Here is an 18121-nt window from a genome sequence, read left to right as displayed (position 1 = left end):
TGCTTGCCCACTATTAAAATTTTTTCAATTATTTCCCTGGGGCATACTTGTCAGCAGCAGCTTGGAATTGTTTAATTGCAGAATCTACATCTTTAGAAGATGTGAATTGGTTAACAATGTCATTAACTTTAGTTACCCAAGATTCTGAGATAGCTGCACCGTGTGCAACAGAAGGTAAAATTCTATTTGAAGCGAAGTCTGCCATTGCATCTTGTAAGTAAGGGCTATATTTTGATGTATCACAGTCTGTTCTTGCAGGGATAGAACCTTTAATTGGGTTAAATGCATCTTGTCCATCAACAGAACCACAAGTTTCTAACCATTTAATTACGTTGTCTCTATTTGGAGCATTTTTAGGTAGTCCGAATGAGTCTGATAACATAATAAAGTTACCTCTTGTGCCAGGGAATGGTACCCAGTCCCAATCTGTTTTATAAACATAACCTTGTGAATCGTAGTAGCCGGCAATCCAGTCGCCCATTAGGTTCATTGCAGCTTTACCTTCAGCAACATATCCACCAGCATCCATGTTTGTAATAGCAGCATGGTCACTGTTTACATAATCAAGCATCTTAGCGTAATCTTCTAAAGCAGCTCTGATATCTGGATCATCCCATTTTACTAAGCCTTTCCAAAGGTCTGAATACTTATCAGGACCAGCTACAGCTAAAATAACATTAGCTAATAATTGAGTTGCAGGCCAAGTGTTTGTATCACCTAAAGCAAGAGCATCAACACCGTTAGCTTTAAATACTTTTGCTACTTCAAAGAATTCATCCATGCTTTCTGGATAATCTAGACCATATTTTGCGAATAAATCAGGATTTAACCACATAACATTTGATCTATGAACGTTTACAGGGATTGAATATACTTCACCTTCGTAAGATACAATATCAATAACGTCTGCAGGATAACTATCTCTCCAGCCATTGTCATCAATTATGAAAGTTACAGGTTCCATAAAGTCAGATACAACCCATGTATCAATCAATTCATGTCCTGCATGAACTTGGAATGAATCTGGTGGATCTCCACCTTGCATTCTAGTTGCAAGAACAGCTTTAGCATTTGTACCAGCTCCACCTGCTACAGTTGAGTTGATTAATTCTAGAGTAGGGTTCTTTGCTTCAAATACTTTAATTAAAGCATCAAGACCATCTGCTTCACCTCCAGCTGTCCACCAGCTAAAGATTTCAATTTCATTGCTAGGTGCTTTAGCTTGTTCGCTAGTACCATTTGCAAAGACGAATGCTGGAATGCAGAGCGCGAGCAATGCAATACTTAACATTTTTTTCATATTTTTCTCCTTTTGTGCTTCTTAAGAAGCTAATTTTTAATTTTCATTTAGAAGTATTCTCTCTAATCGTTTGATTGAGTAAGTAGTACCTCTTATGGTGTGGTAATTTACTTTCCAAGAGTGACTCATATGAGTCCAAATTGGGTTTCCTTCTCTTTCTAAAAGAGGTAACCATTCACCAACTTCATGCTTAATCATTTTTGTTTGAACAAAGGTGTGAACATTTTCATATGCATCTAAATATCTGTCCTCTTTATATAGAAGATAAGCTTCTAGCATACCAATCATAAACTCAGCTTGTTGCCAGAATTCTTTAGTATAGTCATATACTTCATCTTTTAAGGAAGATCCTTCTGTATAAACTCCGCCATATTCCCAGTCGACACCATTTTTAAGAGCATGATTTAATATGGTTTTGAATGTAGAATCATATTGTTTAGGATCTATATTTAGGGCTTTAAGGGATTCCATTAATAACCAGAAGAATTCAACATTATGGCCATAGGAAGTGTTATCACTATGTGGTTTTGCACCACTTTCTGAGTCAAATCTATCCCAACCCCAAATGATATCAAATTTAATTTGAGGAGCTACACTCCAATCTTTATAGAATTGAGGAGTTCCTGTTCTAGTCTTTTTATCAAGGATTGTATTTAATAGTAAATCAATTACTTCTAGTAATTTTCTTCTATGAATTTCTTTACCACTAGCTTTATAAAGAGCTGTTAAAGCTTCCATTAAATGCATATGGAAATCTAGAGTTTTTCTATCTCCACCAGCAGCTCCTGGGCCTTTAAGTGTCCAATCTCTTTCAAACATTTCCCAATAACCGCCATAGGTATTTTCTGAGCAATATATTTGTAATAAATCAAAACATTTTTCTGCATAAGATAGAGCTCTAGCATCATTAAAAACTCTTGCATAAGTAGATAGAGCATAGATAGCAAAACTTTGTCCGTACATTATTTTTTGATCAATAATTACATTATTTTTTCTATCTAATAACCAATAAAATCCACCATAAATTTCATCCCAATAAACATCTATAGCAAAATCAACACCTTTTTTAGCAAGAAGTTTGCATCTACCATCTAAGTCATGTCCATTTTCATAAGCTATAGATAGAGAGAAGATTGTTCTCATATGAGCTAACATTGATTTTTCATCACAATCTGTTAGGTTTCCATTAGTATCAAATTGAGTAACAAAACCTCCATTTTCTTTATCCCAGACACGGTCTAACCAAAATGGTAATAGTTCATTATGAAGATGATTTACTAATTCTTCTTTCCAAATATTTAATTTTTCAGTTTTCACAATTAACTCCTTTTATTTAATGCGTTATTTAGAAGAATCAAAAAGTCTCTATTATCAATGGATTGATAATCAACTTTACATCCCATTCTTGAGAAAGTTTTCATGTATCTAAGATAGTAAGCAGCGTTATCTTGTGGAGGTTCTCCTTGAGACCAATCCCAAGTTTCCTTTGCTAAATCAGCAACATGAATATTACAATTTTTTATTTGTTTCCCTTCTTGATGTAGAACATTTCTAGACATAGATAGGGATTTTTCGAAAATCATAGGAGACATAACAGCAGAGCCAATAGACATATAAACTCCGTTTTCTAAATTAGAAACACTATCTACATAAGATAAAAAATCTCTTTCAGCTGTTACTCCAATAGAAATACCTTTATTCACTTTATGGGTATAAATAATATCGTGACCAAACATAGGGTGGCAGGTAATATTACAATTATTTTTTGCAGCAATTGCTAAGAGACTATATTCACTATATGGATGAATTACTTCCATAAAACCTGTTGGTATTTTGTAGTGATTAATTAATGCTCTTAAATTTGCTGCAGCTGCAATCTTATTTGCATCGCTGGTTGCATCAGATTCACTAATTACTGTATTTAATTCAACTAAAGATGGAATATCTAATCCATTATCATTGATTAAAGCACTAACACTAGTTGCATAGCCTAAAGATCTATAGGCACCAACTGCTAAAGCTAGGTTAATATAGAAACCTGTTTCTTCCCAAGTCCCAAATTTTCCTTCTTGTACATTAGCTCTAACATCTTCACTGCTGTTTCCATGGTAAGAAAATTCCCAGTCATGAATAACACCAGCACCATTGGTTGCAAGATGAGTTATGTATCCTTTTTTAAGGAGATCCCCAATTACAATTGAAAGACCATTTTTGATGGTATGAGCACCAAAAGCTAGCATAACAGAAGCATTATTTTCTCTAGCTTTAATAATCTCATCAGCAATTTTTTCAATTCTTTTTACTGATTTTTCATCAGTAGTATGAGATTTAGCATCTAAGTGAATATAATCTCTTTCAATATTTACTTTGCTATACCTTTCTTTCAATGGATAATAGATCATCTTATCCCTGTCAAAGCTTTTCATTTTTTACTCCCAACCTAATAGTTTTGCTAATTGAGAGAAAGAGGAGAAGTCCTCAATTAAAATATCAGCACCAGCTAAAATTAATCTTTCTCTCTTTGATAGATTTTTACCCCATCTTCTTGTTTCATCACTCATAATTCCAATTGCAATTAGTCCGTGCTTTTTCGCTTCTCTCATTTCAACTGGACCATCACCGAATACAACGCATTCGTTGATTTTAATATCATTATTATTTTCTATCTCACCTATTAGATTTTGTATTACTTTTCTCTTTGGATCTAAAGAAACATCACCTTCAGAGCCGTTTATTCCACCAGTAAAGAATTGTGCATAACCAAGAGCTTTAGCTTCTTCAATTACATCTTCAACATCAGTGCCACTAGCTAAATAAGTCTTTGTATTATTAGCAATAAGTTTTATAAGAGTCTTTACAGCTCCTTTTATTGTCACATCATCAATGTTTAATTGACCGCTTGCTAATTTTTCTCTTCTTTTTGCAACCTTTTTTAATAGCTTATCGTTATAGATTTTTTTATAATCCCAGGCATCTAATATATCTTCTTTCTTTACATAGTTATTAAGATCAATAAGTTTTACCAACTCTTGCATTTGAATAATAGTTTGCACACCGGTGGTTTTTTCAATTAAGGATTTAGATTGATTAGTAATTTTCTTTATTTCATCTTTTGATAATGAGTTATATTTATCTCCTGCAATTACTTCAATCATAGTTTCTAGCATTATTTCTTCCCAGCCTTCTCTTAGTACTGAGATAGTCCCATCGTGGTCAAAAATGCAAACTTTAGGGTAGGATGTAAATGAGTTAATTACATCTTTATTAATAATTTCAATATCACTGTTTTCATAATAGGTTGCCTCTCTTATATCACTAGCAAGTTCATAGTTGTATCTATAATCTGCTTGATTAGCTAATTCTTGTATTTGAGAAAGAGTAGGGTGTCCTGTTTCAAATAGGATTTGACAGCTAACTCCTGCTGAGAAATTCCCAATAGTTGCAGCTTTTGTTAAATTGTATCCACAACACAGGCCAAAAGTTAAACCAGCTAAGAATGCATCTCCTGCTCCAACTGTATCAAGTTGATGAATAATATGAAGACCCATAATATCATGAAGACCATTTTCGTTTGAAACTAATGCTCCATTTTCACCACGAGTCATAATTAGTGGTAACTTCCAATAATTATAAAGATAATTAGCAATAAACTTATCATCAATTTTTTCGTCAATTCCTTCAAAGTTGTTAGTAATTTCTTTAACTAAATTATAACCTTCATGGTTATTTAATTTATGGATAGTTTTTTTATAGACATTGTTTCTGGTTCTACAGTCTGAAATCCATTTTTTATCTTGATGCCTGTTAATTAAAGCATTTAATTGTTCTTCAAAATATGAGGTGTGAATACCACTAAGAACTTGTTCGTTAATTATTATTACATCATATTTTTCAATATTTTTTTCTAATAGATTTATAACTTGATCTTGAATTTTCTTACTTGGATAATTGAAATTTCCAAAATCATATCTAGGTAATTCTTTTCCATCTTTATAGACTTTATGATATACATTAGAAGAGAAGTTGTTTTTTTCAATTATTAAACCATCAGTATTTATATTTTCTTTATTAAATAAATCTTTAATGATAGTCCCATAATAATCATCACCAACAAGGCCATAAATATCAACATTTTCTATACCTATACGCTTACAATTAACAGCAACATTTGATGCACCACCTAGTTCAAATTTTGATGATTTGACAGGGTAGGTGGGTAGCTGTGTTTCAAGTGATATTTCAATATTTTCATCACTAATGAAATAATATAAATCAAGACAAATATCACCTAAAATTGCAATTTGTTTATTACTGCAATCTTTCAAGAACAACTCCATAATCCCTCCAGAAAATGATGAGTATTATTTTTTGTTTCTAAAATGGTAGCGATTTCATTTTTTAGCAAAAAAATAAATTACATAAAAAATGTATAAAATGGTAACGCTACCATTTTGCACGAACTTAGAGTAGCATGGTAGTATTTTAGCCGCAAGTTTTTTTTAAATATATTTTTTGATGCCTTTTTAGCTTAATTAAAGGCATTTTATTTTAAAAAATACAATGGTTATACTATATTTTTGTTAAGTTTATTGAATTGATATATTATAAATACATTATATTTTTTTGATTTATATTTATCATTTTCTTTTTTTTTATAATTGACAATTAAATTAAAATAATTATAATGAGTATATACTCAATGAGTGAGTACTTAATAAAATATGAATAGAAAAGAACAAAAAAAAGAGACACGAATAAAAATATTAAAAGCTGCTTATAAAGTTTATTCAACTATAGGTTTTAATGCATCAACCCTTACAATTGCCAAAGAAGCAAATGTTTCTCATGGTACCATCTTTGTGCACTTTCCAACTTTAAGTGATTTACAAATTTCTTTGATTGAAGAATTTGCTAGTAAAATTGCTAGTGAGATGCATAATTTATGTCAGAGTAATAGTAGCATTGAAAGTCTTTTATCTCATCATTTAGATATGTTAATAAAATATGAAGATTTTTATTCTAATTTAATAAGAGAGCTTGTTTTGTTACCTGATGAAGTTAAGCTTTATTTTGCTAATTTACAGGTAACTATTGCTTTTCATTTTAATCAAGTTTTTGAGAGAGAAATTGAAAATAAGAATATAAAGAATATTAGTGTTCACATGCTTTTTAACTCATGGATAAGTTTGGTGCATTATTATTTATTAAATAAAGATTTATTTGCACCTAATAAATCAGTTATAAAATCTTACAAAAATGAATTAATAAATACTTATATATCTCTTATAAGTATAGATAAATAGTGGAGGAAAAATTATGAAAGTTTGTATTTCATGTGGTATGCCAATGAAAGAAGAAAAAGATTTTCCAAATGGAGATACTTCTAAAGATTATTGTGTTTTCTGTGCTAATGAAGATGGTTCTATGCAATCTTTTGAAACTAGGAAAAGTAATATGGTAAATTTCATTATTAAAACTCAAGGTTTTGATAAAGAAGTTGCTACAAGAATGGCTGAAGAAGCTATGAAAAAACTTCCAGCTTGGAAGAGTTATTTTAAATAAATTGTCAGATGCTTAATAAATAACAATTAATTATTTACTTTTTATTTATAATTATTTTATGTTATTATTAAATAGATAGATAAATTTTGATAAGATAAATCTTATTATATTTTTTTATTAGTTTTTAGTTTATGTTTTAAATAAAAAAACTTTTAATACTTTTATGGGAAAATACTAAAGAATGAAATCCAATGAACCATCAATGAAGGATGTAGCAAATTTAGCAGGTGTTTCTACAGCAACTGTATCTCATGTACTCAATGACTCTTGTAATGTAAAAGAGGCAACTAAGATTAAAGTTAATAATGCAATTAAAGAATTGAATTATAAAATTAATCCAACTGCAAGACGTCTAAGGACTGGGCATTCTAAAATTGTTGGGTTTGTAGTTTCTAACTTAGCTCATTATTTCTATCAAGAGATTGGTGTTAAAATTGAAGAAGTACTAAATAAAAATGGTTATGAATTGTTTTATATAAATTCCCATGAAGATCCAGAAAAGGAAAAGCAGCAATTACACCTTTGCAAGTTAGAAGATTTTGCAGGAATAATTGTAGTTCCAGTTAATGATGATTGGAGTGAAATAAAAGATATTGTTGATTCTACTCCAGTTGTCTTTATAGATAGAAAGCCAAAAAATATTAGACGTGATGTTGTATTAATTACAAATACTCAAAGTAGCTTTAATCTTACCAATGAATTAATTAAGAAGGGGGCAAAGAAATTTGCTTTTATTGCTCCTCAACTTGATAATACTATGCAACTTAGACTCGATGGTTATAAAGATGCTTTGATACAAAATAATTTAGAGATAGATAATGATTGTATAATATTTAATAATCATAAGCCAAAAACTTACAATGAATTGGCTGTTGATGAAGATTGGCAAAAAATTCTTGATTATGTAATAAATGAAAAGAAAGTAGACTGTATAATCTCAGGTAATGCTTTATTTGCCTTTGGCGCTATTTCTTATTTTAAAAAGCATAATATTAAATTGCAAAAAGACATTATGTTTGGAACATTTGATCATGCGTTTTGGATGATGAATTTGGAAGAAGAATTAATTGTTGTTGAACAAGATACAAGTGCAATGGGTGAGAAGGCTGCTTCAATTTTATTGAGACGTTTGAATGGTGAAACTTTCATTTATGATGATTATAGGATTGAAACTAAAATTCTAACCATTAATAATGATATTAAACATAAATAAAATGAAGAGGAAGTTTTACCTTCCCCTTCATTAGATATTATATGAATAGTATGAAACTAAACATTTAAAAGCTATTATGTAGTAGCATTTTTCTTTTGAATGCAGTCAAAGCCTACTGCAACAATTAAAACAAGTCCTTTAACAATTAATTGCATATATGTACTTATGTTTAATAATACCATTCCGTTTGTTAATACACCAATTATTAATACACCAGCAATTACGCCACTTATTTTACCAAATCCACCTGTAATTGAAACACCACCCAATACTACACAAGTAATTACATCAAATTCATAACCTAAACCTGCAGTGGGTTGAGCTGAATTAGTTCTTGAAAGCATTACTATTCCTGCAAGTCCAGCAAAGAATCCAGCTAATGTATAAATTAAGAATTTTGTTCTACCAACTTTAATTCCAGAAAGTTCTGAAGCTTCTTCATTTCCCCCAACAGCATAGAAGTAACGACCAAAATAAGTTTTGTTTAATATAAAAGAACCTACAGCAAAACAAACAATCATAATTATAACAGGAACAGGTACAACCCCAACATAACCTTGTCCAATTACTTTGAAACTGGGATTAAAACCATAGATTGGAACACCACCAGAAATTAAATATGCAGCACCTTTAAATATTATTTGAGTTGCAAAAGTGGCAATAATAGCTGGAATTCCTATGACAGAAACAAGAGCTCCATTTATAAAACCAATTGCTATTGCTAATAGCATTGATAATATTATTGCTACAGGGATGCTTAGTCCTAAATTAACCATTAAATATGCACAAACTACATTTACTATTGTAATAATTGAACCAGTAGAAAGGTCAATTCCGGCAATCAAAATTACAAAAGTCATTCCTATTGATGCTATTCCATACATGGAAACTTGACGAGCAATAGTAAATAAGTTGTTTGATGATAAGAATCTTGGATTTGCGATTGAAAATCCAATAACTAGTAGTAATAATACTACCCAAATTGCTTTTTGCTTAAATTGATTTAATATTGCATTATTATTATCTTTAGTATTTATTTTTTCAGTCATTTTAAATCTCCCTTTTAACAATTAGATGCTAATGCCATAATTGCATTTTGACTAAATTCATTTTTTTGTAATTCCCCAGTAATAACACCTTCTGAAAATACGATAATTCTATCGCTCATACCGATTAATTCTTCCATCTCTGATGAAATTAAAATTACAGTTTTTCCATTTTCAACAAGATCGTTTATTATTTTGTAGATCTCAAATTTAGCTCCTACATCAATACCTCTAGTAGGTTCATCTAAAATAATTAATTGGGAATTTGCTGCAAGCCATTTGCCTAGAATTACTTTTTGTTGATTTCCACCACTTAAGTTTTTAACAATTTGATTTATACTAGGTGTTTTAATTAATAGCTCATCTACTTGTTTATTAGTAATTTCTTTTTCTTTCTTTTCGTCTATTTTTGAAAATTTTGAGAATCTATCATATATTGGCATATTGATATTATGATTAATTGAATTATGTAATATAGCACCATGTCTTTTTCTATCTTCAGGTACTAAAGCAATTCCAAGTTCAATAGCGTCTTTAGGGCATTTTGGATTAATTTCTTTGCTGTTGAATATAATTTTACCAGAATCTTTTTTAACAGATCCAAAAATTAATTGAGCAAGTTCAGTCCTTCCTGCTCCAATCAATCCGCCAATACCTAAAACTTCACCTTTTTTTAATTCTAGGTTTACATTTTTATCACCATTACCACATAAATTTTCAAGTTTTAATATTGTTTCATCGGTTATTGTATTTTCTTTTCTAGGGGGATATGACTCATTTAATTCTCTACCAACCATCAATTGAATTAATTCATCTATATTTGAATCCTTGGTTACTAAAGTTTTTATGTATTCACCATCTCTGAGTACAACAATCTCACTTGTAAGTCTGAAAATTTCTTCTAATCTGTGAGATATATAAATAATTGCAACACCTTGAGATTTTAATAATTCGCAAACAGCCATCATAGATTCAACTTCTTTGCTTGTTAATGGAGCAGAAGGTTCATCCATAATTAAAATTTTTGCATTTAATCTAATTGCTTTTGCGATTTCAATCATTTGTTGATAACCAACGGAAAGATTTCCACACAATTCTTTTGGATCAATTTTTATATTTAATTGATCAAAAGCTTTTTTTGCTTCTTCTTCCATTGCTTTTCGATCTATCATTATTCCTTTTCTTATAGGATTTCCTAGAAATAAATTTTCAGCAGCGGATAATCCTTTAATGTTATTGAATTCTTGATAGATAATTGCTATACCATTTTCTCTTGCCAATTGTGGGCTCATACTTGTAAATTCTTTTCCATTTACAATAATTTTTCCTGAAGTAGGTATTACTGCACCTGAACAAGTTTTAATTAAGGTTGATTTACCAGCACCATTTTCGCCAATTAGGCCTAAAATCTGTCCCTTTTTTATCTTTAAAGATACATCGTTTAAAGCAAGAACACCTGGATACTTTTTTACAATATGTTGTAATTCAAGTACGTATTCACTCATTATTTTTGTCCTTTTGTTTTGCTAAGTTTATTAAATTATAAGTTCAAATTCTTTATTAGTGTAACTTTTTATTGTTTTATGAATAATTGGTTAAAATATCTTGTTTTGTACCAATAAAGCGGTAGACTTTAGATTTTTTATTATTCATACCTTTCATAATAATATCATTTTAATAGCAACAGCTTTTGTTGCTTAAATTAGCACCCTATTAACCAATATTAGATATTAAATTAATAGGGTAATTGTATAAGGAATTAATCTGTTATTTTTTATTCAAAGTCTTTCAAATATTCAGCTGCATTGCTAATATCCATAACAGTTAATGGTCTATAAACATTTTGTTCAGCAAATGTGTAGCCAGTTAATAATTTTTCATACATATCAACACATGCTGAAGCAGTTTTGATGTTTGAGCCTTCCATACCAACAGATGCACGAGTTGCTTCACCATCAACAATAGCTTGTAATTGTTGTTGAGTTGCATCAGCTGAGAAAATACCCATATCATCAGGAATGTTACCTTGTGTGCTTGTCATAAATGCTTCGTTAGAACCAATATCACCACCAGCACCAATAGAACAAACAACTCTTACATTTGGATGAGCTTGTAAAATTGATTCCATTGCTGTTAAAGCTGTAGCAGCATCAAGACCAGGTTGTTGTGCAACAACTTTATATTTTCCGTCTGCTTCTGCTTTTAATCCAGCTAAAATACCATTTTCTCTATCTAATAAGATTGGAGTTTGTGGATAGTTAATAATTGCTACTTCAGCTGGAGATGCACTTGTATAATGTTTTGCAATAAATTTACCTGCTTCAGCACCAATAGCTTTTCCTAATTTAGCATTATCTAGAACCCAGTTAACATCAGTATTTGTCATTTTATCATCCCAACACATTACTTTAATGCCAGCTTTTCTTGCTGTTGCTAAATAATCTTCTAGAGCATTTGGATCTGATGGATGTACCATGATTAGATCTACACCATTAGTAATAAAGTTTTCAATTTGTTGAATCTGTGTTGCAGAGTTATCATTACAACTAAGAACTGTATAATCCCAACCTTTTGCATCCATTAATTTTTCAACTTCACCAAATACACCAGCCCAATAGCTGTTTTCTAGGGATTGAATAGTAACACCAACTTTGAAAGTATCAGACTTTTCTTCGCTTGCACCATTAGCAAACATTGGGGCAATAACAAATGCAGTTATTGCTAATACACTTAACAACTTTTTCATAAAAATTCTCCTTTTTAAAATTGTTTCTATTTATTTATATAATTCATTTTGAATGAATTGTTTTTGAAATCTAGAAGCAAGTAAATGCTCCATCTATTATGAAATCAGAACCAGTTGTGAAAGAACTAGTATCTCCAGCAAGATAAACACAAATCGATTGTAATTCTTCAGGATTTCCCATTCTTTTCATTGGAGCCATTTCATTCCATTTTGAAATCAATGGTTTTAATTGATCTGAGTTCTTGATTAATTCAGTTGCCATATAACCTGGACTGATACAATTTACTCTAACGTTTCTTGTAGCCCATTCTATTGCTAAAGACTTTGTTAATTGAATTACTCCAGCTTTTGAGGCATTATATGCACATTGAGGTTGAGGAACATTTACTATGTGAGCTGACATAGAAGCTGTGTTGATAATTGAACCACCACCTTGTTTTAACATAACCTTTCCTGCTGCTTGAGCAGTTAGAAAAACTCCGTTCAGATTTATATCAATATTTCTTTTCCATTGTTCATAGGTCATTTCTTCAGCTGGAGCATTAATACAAATACCAGCATTGCAAAAAGCAACATCTAATCTGCCAAATTTGTCTAATATAATATCAATCATTTTATTAACATCTTCTGGGTTTGTAACATCAGTTTTAATTGCAATTGTTTCAATTTGATATTCATCTTTTAGCATTTGTGCAGTTTTTTTTGCTTCTTCTATATCAATATCAACAATGGCAACATCACATCCAGCTTGAGCAAAGGCTATTGCTACACTTTTTCCAATTCCTCTAGCTCCACCTGTTATGAAACTTTTCTTTCCATCAAGTCTCATTTTTTCAATAATTCCCATAATTATAAATCTCCTTATTGTTTAAATCGATAATTTTTTTATTTAGAGTGCAGAATTTAAAGAAAATCTTTAAGAGTTTCTTTGATTCCTTTACTATTAATTTGTGATTTAAAGTCACTAAATTTTTGTATTGTGTTTTCTTCTTTTATTCCTAGATAATTCATAAAAGATGTATCATCTTTTATCTTTTCTTGAAGTAAATCAGCATTTGGATCTTCAATTGGAATTGTATGGCCTTCTTTATCAACACCTTTTAAAAATTCTGCCCAAAAGGCTAAAGAAAGGATTAATGCATCTTTCTCTTTTAATTCTAAAAGAGGTTTTACTATTGCATTAGTAATTTTTTTAGAACCATCACTAGCTAATCTAAGTAGTTTATCTTTAATATATTTATTAGAAAATCTATCAATCAATTGATCTTTGTATATCTCTAAATCAACACCAGGAACTGGGTTTAAAGACTTGGTAATTTCTTCCATATAGTGATTTCTAATGAAATCTTTAATAAGTGGATCATTAATTCCTTCATCAACATCTCTATGTCCTAGTAAATAGGAAGGGTAGGAGAGTGCACTATGAGCACCATTTAATAATCTGATTTTCATTAATTCATAAGGTAAAACACTATCAACAATTAAAGCTCCAACTTTAGAGAACATTTGAATTTCTGGAATATCAATATCTTCAATAACCCAGGTTTTGAAATCTTCACAGTGAACACCACAAATATCATGTAAATTATATTTACTCTCTAATTCTTCAATATCTTTTTGAGATGTAGCAGGGGTTATTCTATCAACCATAGTATTTGGGAAATTGATATTCTCTTTTACCCAAGATAGTATTTGTGGATATTTAATTGAAATAAATTCATAAATACAACCTTTTAACATATTACCATTCTCTGGAACATTGTCACAGCTCATTATAGTAACTGGAGCCTTAGCTGAATTAAATCTATTATTAAGAGATTTTGATAAAACTCCAATTAAAGTAGAAGGAAAGTCTTCCTCTAAATCATTAATAATTAGTTGATTAGTTAAATCTAATTTATGATTTTCACTATCATAACAGTATCCTTTCTCAGTAACAGTTAAAGAAATTAATTTAGTCTTATCAGATGCTAAAATTGAAAGAACTTTTTCTGAATCATTACAATAATTAGTATAATCTGCTATACCACCACGAATTTCTAATCTCTCATTGCCAAAAGGATCTTTTTCTAAAATTGAATATAAGTAATCTTGATTTCTAAGTTCTGTGACAAATTCATTATTAGAATCAATAATATCAATTTCATGAACACCTTGAGTATAAATTCCTTTATCCATTAATTCTTCAATATATGATAAATAATGAGCTCTATGAAAAGCCCCAAGACCTATATGAACTAGGGAAGGAGATAACTCCATTCGATTATAAAGAGGAATTTTATTAAATTTTGATTTAAGGTTAGCTAAATTTTGGTTAGAAAGTGTTATCATTATTATAAATCCTTTTAAAATTTAATCGATTAAATTAATTGGTAAAAAAAATTAAGTGTTTTGTATTTTTATCGAAAAAATTTTTATTTTGTTGTAAAAAAATATAACTCACAAAAAGACCGTCTTATTATAAAATATCATATTAATAGTTATAAATTATAGAATTATGATAAATTAGAGCAAATTTTCTGTTAAGTTTTTTTCTCCCTGTTTTGTATAAAATCAATCTAACATTGTTTTTTATATCGTGCAAGCAAAAATTTTAAAATATTTTTTAATCGATTAAAAATATTAATAAAAAACTGAAAAAAAGATTTAATTTTAATAAATTTATTAGTTTAATTATAATTATAATTTCTTTTATCATAAAGAATTAATTATAAATTTGAAGTTAAAAATAAATAAAAAAATATCGATTAGTGTCCTATTGTGAAATATAAAAATTTTACTTAAAATGTATTAAGTAAAAAAATAAATTCAGATATTATATTTAAAAAATGATAAAATTTATGGATAATTATTTTATGAAACCTATTTTTAGAGCCTTAATTATAGCATATATGAATAAATATACGTATATAATGTATATTTATATGAAAATTCAATAAAATATAAAAAAAGATTTGATTTTTAATATTTTATATTCTATTATAAGTCATATAATCGATTAAAAGTGAGTTAAGATGCAAAACAATAAGGCTTCTATGAAGGATGTAGCTAAAAAAGCAGGAGTTTCTACAGCTACAGTCTCTCATGTAATTAATAATTCTTGTAATGTTAAAGCAGAAACAAAGGATTTAGTAAATAAAGCAATTAAAGAATTAGACTATAGAGTAAATTCTACTGCAAGAAAATTAAGAAGCGGTCAATCAAAAATGATTGGTTTTATTGTTTCTAACTTAAGTCATTATTTTTATCATGAAATTGGTTATGCAATAGAAAAAGAATTAATTAAGAGCGGTTATGAGATTTTATATATTAATTCTCATGAAGATCCTAATAAAGAAAAGAATCAGCTTGAGATTTGTAGATGTGAAGATTTAGCTGGAATAATAGTCATCCCAGTAAATGAAGATTGGAGGAATCTAGAACCTATAGTTAGAAATATTCCATTGGTTTTTGTTGATAGAAAGCCAATTAATATTAGACGTGATACAGTATTAATCACAAATACTTTAGGAAGTTTTAATCTAACTTGTGAGTTGATTAAAAGAGGTGCTAAAAAAATAGCATTTGTATCTTCTAAATATGATAATACTTTTCAAATGAGAGTTGATGGTTATAAGGATGCATTAGAGCAAAATAATATACCTATTGATGAAGATTGTGTTATTTATGGGAATACTAGACCAATGGTATATAGTGAGTTAGCTCTAGATCCAGAATGGAGCCAGATAATTGATTTCCTAATTAATAAAAAGAAAGTAGATTGTATTATCTCAGGAAATGATTTATGTGCATTTGGTGTTATTAATTATTTAAGAGAACATAAGATACGTTTACAAGAAGATATTTTATTTGGAACATTTGATAATGCTTTCTGGATGAATAACATAAGAGAAGAAATAATTGCTGTTCAACAAAATACTAAAGCAATTGGTGAAAAAGCAGCAAAATTATTATTAAGTAGAATTGAGGGAGAAACCTTTGTTTATAGTGATTATTGTATTGATACAGAGATTGTTTCTATAAACCACAGTAATACAAGGATTTTATAAAAATATATATTTATATTTTTTTAAATACAAATTTAATCGATTAAATATTAAAAGGAGATATTAATAATGGCAAATGTTTTAGCTTTAGGGGAGCTTTTAATAGATTTCATTCAAGAAGGAAATAGTAAAAGTGGAAATCCCATTTATGAAGCAAATCCAGGTGGAGCGCCTTGCAATTTCTTATCTATGATAAAAAAACTAGGATATAATGCAGCCTTTATTGGAAAAATTGGAAATGATAATTTTGGTAAGCAATTAGAAAATACTATTGTTAATGCGGGTTTAGATACTAAAGGTTTAATCAAAAGTGATGAGGTAGGAACGACTTTGGCTTTTGTTCATCATGATGAAACCGGGGACAGATCTTTTACTTTTTATAGAGGAGCTGATGCTCAAATAAAAGAAAATGAAATTACAGATGATTTATTTGTTGATAAAGATGTATTTCATTTTGGAACTTTATCAATGACAAATGAAGTTTGTAAAAAAGCTACACTAAAGGCAATAAGCATTGCTAAAGAGAGAAATATGTTAATTTCTTTTGATCCTAATTTAAGAGAAAACTTATGGAATGATTTAACTAAAGCAAGAGCTGCTTTTATTGAAGGTTTCAAAGTCTGTAATATTTTAAAGATTGCTGATAATGAATTAGCCTGGTTTACAAAAGAAGAAGATTTAGATAAAGCAATTGTAAAATTTAGAGAAGAATTTGATATTGATTTAATCTTTTTAACTTTAGGTAGAGAAGGTAGTAAAGCATATTATAAAGATGTATGTGTAAGTGCTCCAACCTTTTTAGAGGTCCCTTGTACTGATACAACTGGTGCAGGAGATTCCTTTATGGGTAGTGCTTTATATAAAGTATTAGAATTAGGATTGGATAATCTTAATCAAGAAAATTTAAAAGAAACTCTATTGTTTGCTAATGCTGCAGCATCCTTAGTTGCAAGTAAAAAAGGTGTTATAAAAGTATTACCAAATATAGAAGAAATTGAAGTCTTAAAAAATAGTAATTGATATTTTAATAATATATAGGAGAATCTTATGAGCAAAAAAATGAAAGTTGCAGTAATGGAAGATATAAAAAAAATTGGTTATGTTGAAAGAGATATTCCACATCCAAAAGAAAATGAAGTTTTAGTTAAAATCCAATATGTAGGTATTTGTGGATCTGATCTTCACTATTATGAAAATGGTAGAATAGGGGATTATATTGTTGAGCCACCTTTTGTTTTAGGTCATGAAGCTAGTGGTGTGGTTGTAGAATTAGGTAAAGCCGTAAAGAATTTAAAAATTGGTGATAGAGTCGCTTTAGAACCAGGAGCAACATGTGGGGAATGTGAATTTTGTAAAACTGGAAGATATAATCTATGTCCTGATGTAGTTTTCTTTGCAACCCCTCCAGTTGATGGTGTTTTTCAAGAATATGCAACTCATCCATCTTCCTTATGTTTTAAACTACCTGATAATGTTGATTCAATAAATGGTGCATTAATTGAACCCTTAGCAGTAGGATTTCATGCAGTAGATCAAGGCAATGCTAGAGTTGGACAAAAGGCTATTATATTTGGTGCAGGATGTATTGGGTTAATGACTCTTTTAGCATTAAAAGCTTATGGAATTACTAATATTACTGTTGTAGATATTTTGCCAAAAAGATTAGAACAAGCAAAAAAAATGGGAGCAACACAAACTGTTAACTCTTTAGATAAAAATTATATGGAACAATTTAATAGCATAACAAAGGATAAAGGTTTTGATATAGCTTTTGAAACAGCCGGAACTGAAATAACTACAAGACTTGCTATTAATGTATTAAAGAAGGGAAGTAATTTAGTTTGTGTAGGGTATTCAAAAACTGGTGAAATGACTTTGCCAATGAGTCTATTATTAGATAAAGAGCTAACAATTAAAACTGTATTTAGATATAGACATATTTATCCAAAAGCAATTGAAGTGGTTGCAAGTGGAGTAATTAATCCAAGTGATGTTGTAACTAATATGTTTGATTTTGATGATGTACAAAATGCAATGGATAAATCAGTTGAAGATAAAGCTAATATTGTAAAGGCTGTAATAAAGATAGAATAAAAAAGCATTAAGAACTCTTTTTTTGGTAGACTAATTATTTTTAATTGGCCTACCTTTCTCTTTTTATATGGAAAAAGTGTTTATTTTATTAAATTAAGATTTGGCAAAATAGAA

Annotated in this window: 15 protein-coding genes; 6 read left to right on the top strand and 9 right to left on the bottom strand. The window is 29.3% G+C overall.

From position 1 onward, the window contains the following. Positions 1-28: 28 nt before the first annotated feature. From ACZ5RS_RS13210 to ACZ5RS_RS13195, 4 genes are read right to left on the bottom strand one after another with little or no spacing between them, the layout of a single operon-like run. Positions 29-1300 carry an ABC transporter substrate-binding protein gene (locus ACZ5RS_RS13210; protein ID WP_464636216.1) on the bottom strand — a complete coding sequence of 424 codons (1272 nt, stop codon included), beginning with the start codon at positions 1298-1300 and terminating at the stop codon, positions 29-31. 36 nt (positions 1301-1336) lie between these two features. Further along, entirely contained in the window at positions 1337-2617 is a 1281-nt protein-coding gene (locus tag ACZ5RS_RS13205) for an AGE family epimerase/isomerase (protein ID WP_464636215.1), read from the bottom strand. Between the two features lie 2 nt (positions 2618-2619). Then, positions 2620-3726 (bottom strand): GSU2086 family protein, encoded by a 1107-nt coding sequence (locus tag ACZ5RS_RS13200; protein ID WP_464636213.1) that lies wholly within the window; start codon positions 3724-3726, stop codon positions 2620-2622. Between the two features lie 3 nt (positions 3727-3729). Then, positions 3730-5625, bottom strand: coding sequence for a PfkB family carbohydrate kinase (locus ACZ5RS_RS13195; RefSeq protein ID WP_464636211.1), 1896 nt, complete (start codon positions 5623-5625; stop codon positions 3730-3732). Between the two features lie 396 nt (positions 5626-6021). Between ACZ5RS_RS13195 and ACZ5RS_RS13190 the strand changes: the two genes are divergently transcribed. The 3 genes from ACZ5RS_RS13190 (at position 6022) to ACZ5RS_RS13180 (ending at position 8075) form a co-directional block, all read left to right on the top strand. After that, positions 6022-6603 (top strand): TetR/AcrR family transcriptional regulator, encoded by a 582-nt coding sequence (locus ACZ5RS_RS13190; protein WP_464636209.1) that lies wholly within the window; start codon positions 6022-6024, stop codon positions 6601-6603. 13 nt (positions 6604-6616) lie between these two features. After that, positions 6617-6862: a zinc ribbon domain-containing protein gene (locus tag ACZ5RS_RS13185; RefSeq protein WP_464636208.1), complete on the top strand. Its 246-nt coding sequence runs from the start codon at positions 6617-6619 to the stop codon at positions 6860-6862. A gap of 181 nt (positions 6863-7043) precedes the next feature. Continuing rightward, entirely contained in the window at positions 7044-8075 is a 1032-nt protein-coding gene (locus tag ACZ5RS_RS13180) for a LacI family DNA-binding transcriptional regulator (RefSeq protein WP_464636206.1), read from the top strand. Between the two features lie 74 nt (positions 8076-8149). On the opposite strand, the gene ACZ5RS_RS13175 is transcribed toward ACZ5RS_RS13180, so the two are convergent. The 5 genes from ACZ5RS_RS13175 to ACZ5RS_RS13155 form a co-directional block, all read right to left on the bottom strand. Beyond that, positions 8150-9124, bottom strand: a complete 975-nt coding sequence (locus ACZ5RS_RS13175; protein ID WP_464636205.1) for an ABC transporter permease — start codon at positions 9122-9124, stop codon at positions 8150-8152. A 14-nt stretch (positions 9125-9138) separates the two neighbouring features. Then, entirely contained in the window at positions 9139-10626 is a 1488-nt protein-coding gene (locus ACZ5RS_RS13170; protein WP_464636203.1) for a sugar ABC transporter ATP-binding protein, read from the bottom strand. A gap of 269 nt (positions 10627-10895) precedes the next feature. Next, positions 10896-11867 (bottom strand): sugar ABC transporter substrate-binding protein, encoded by a 972-nt coding sequence (locus ACZ5RS_RS13165; RefSeq protein ID WP_464636201.1) that lies wholly within the window; start codon positions 11865-11867, stop codon positions 10896-10898. 70 nt (positions 11868-11937) lie between these two features. Next, a complete protein-coding gene (locus tag ACZ5RS_RS13160) occupies positions 11938-12714 on the bottom strand; it encodes an SDR family oxidoreductase (RefSeq protein WP_464636199.1) in 777 nt (258 codons plus the stop codon). 56 nt (positions 12715-12770) lie between these two features. After that, positions 12771-14198, bottom strand: coding sequence for a mannitol dehydrogenase family protein (locus ACZ5RS_RS13155; protein WP_464636197.1), 1428 nt, complete (start codon positions 14196-14198; stop codon positions 12771-12773). Between the two features lie 683 nt (positions 14199-14881). Between ACZ5RS_RS13155 and ACZ5RS_RS13150 the strand changes: the two genes are divergently transcribed. From ACZ5RS_RS13150 to ACZ5RS_RS13140, 3 genes are all read left to right on the top strand, one after another. After that, on the top strand, positions 14882-15916 hold the full coding sequence (locus tag ACZ5RS_RS13150; RefSeq protein ID WP_464636196.1) for a LacI family DNA-binding transcriptional regulator: 1035 nt from the start codon (positions 14882-14884) through the stop codon (positions 15914-15916). Positions 15917-15982: 66 nt separating this feature from the next. After that, complete coding sequence (locus ACZ5RS_RS13145) at positions 15983-16933, top strand: carbohydrate kinase family protein (protein ID WP_464636194.1); 951 nt, start codon at positions 15983-15985, stop codon at positions 16931-16933. A gap of 27 nt (positions 16934-16960) precedes the next feature. Continuing rightward, positions 16961-18007: an NAD(P)-dependent alcohol dehydrogenase gene (locus tag ACZ5RS_RS13140; protein WP_464636193.1), complete on the top strand. Its 1047-nt coding sequence runs from the start codon at positions 16961-16963 to the stop codon at positions 18005-18007. The last annotated feature ends 114 nt before the right edge of the window (positions 18008-18121 follow it).

Source organism: Pleomorphochaeta caudata (assembly GCF_055395745.1).
This window is presented reverse-complemented; position numbering and strand designations above follow the sequence as displayed.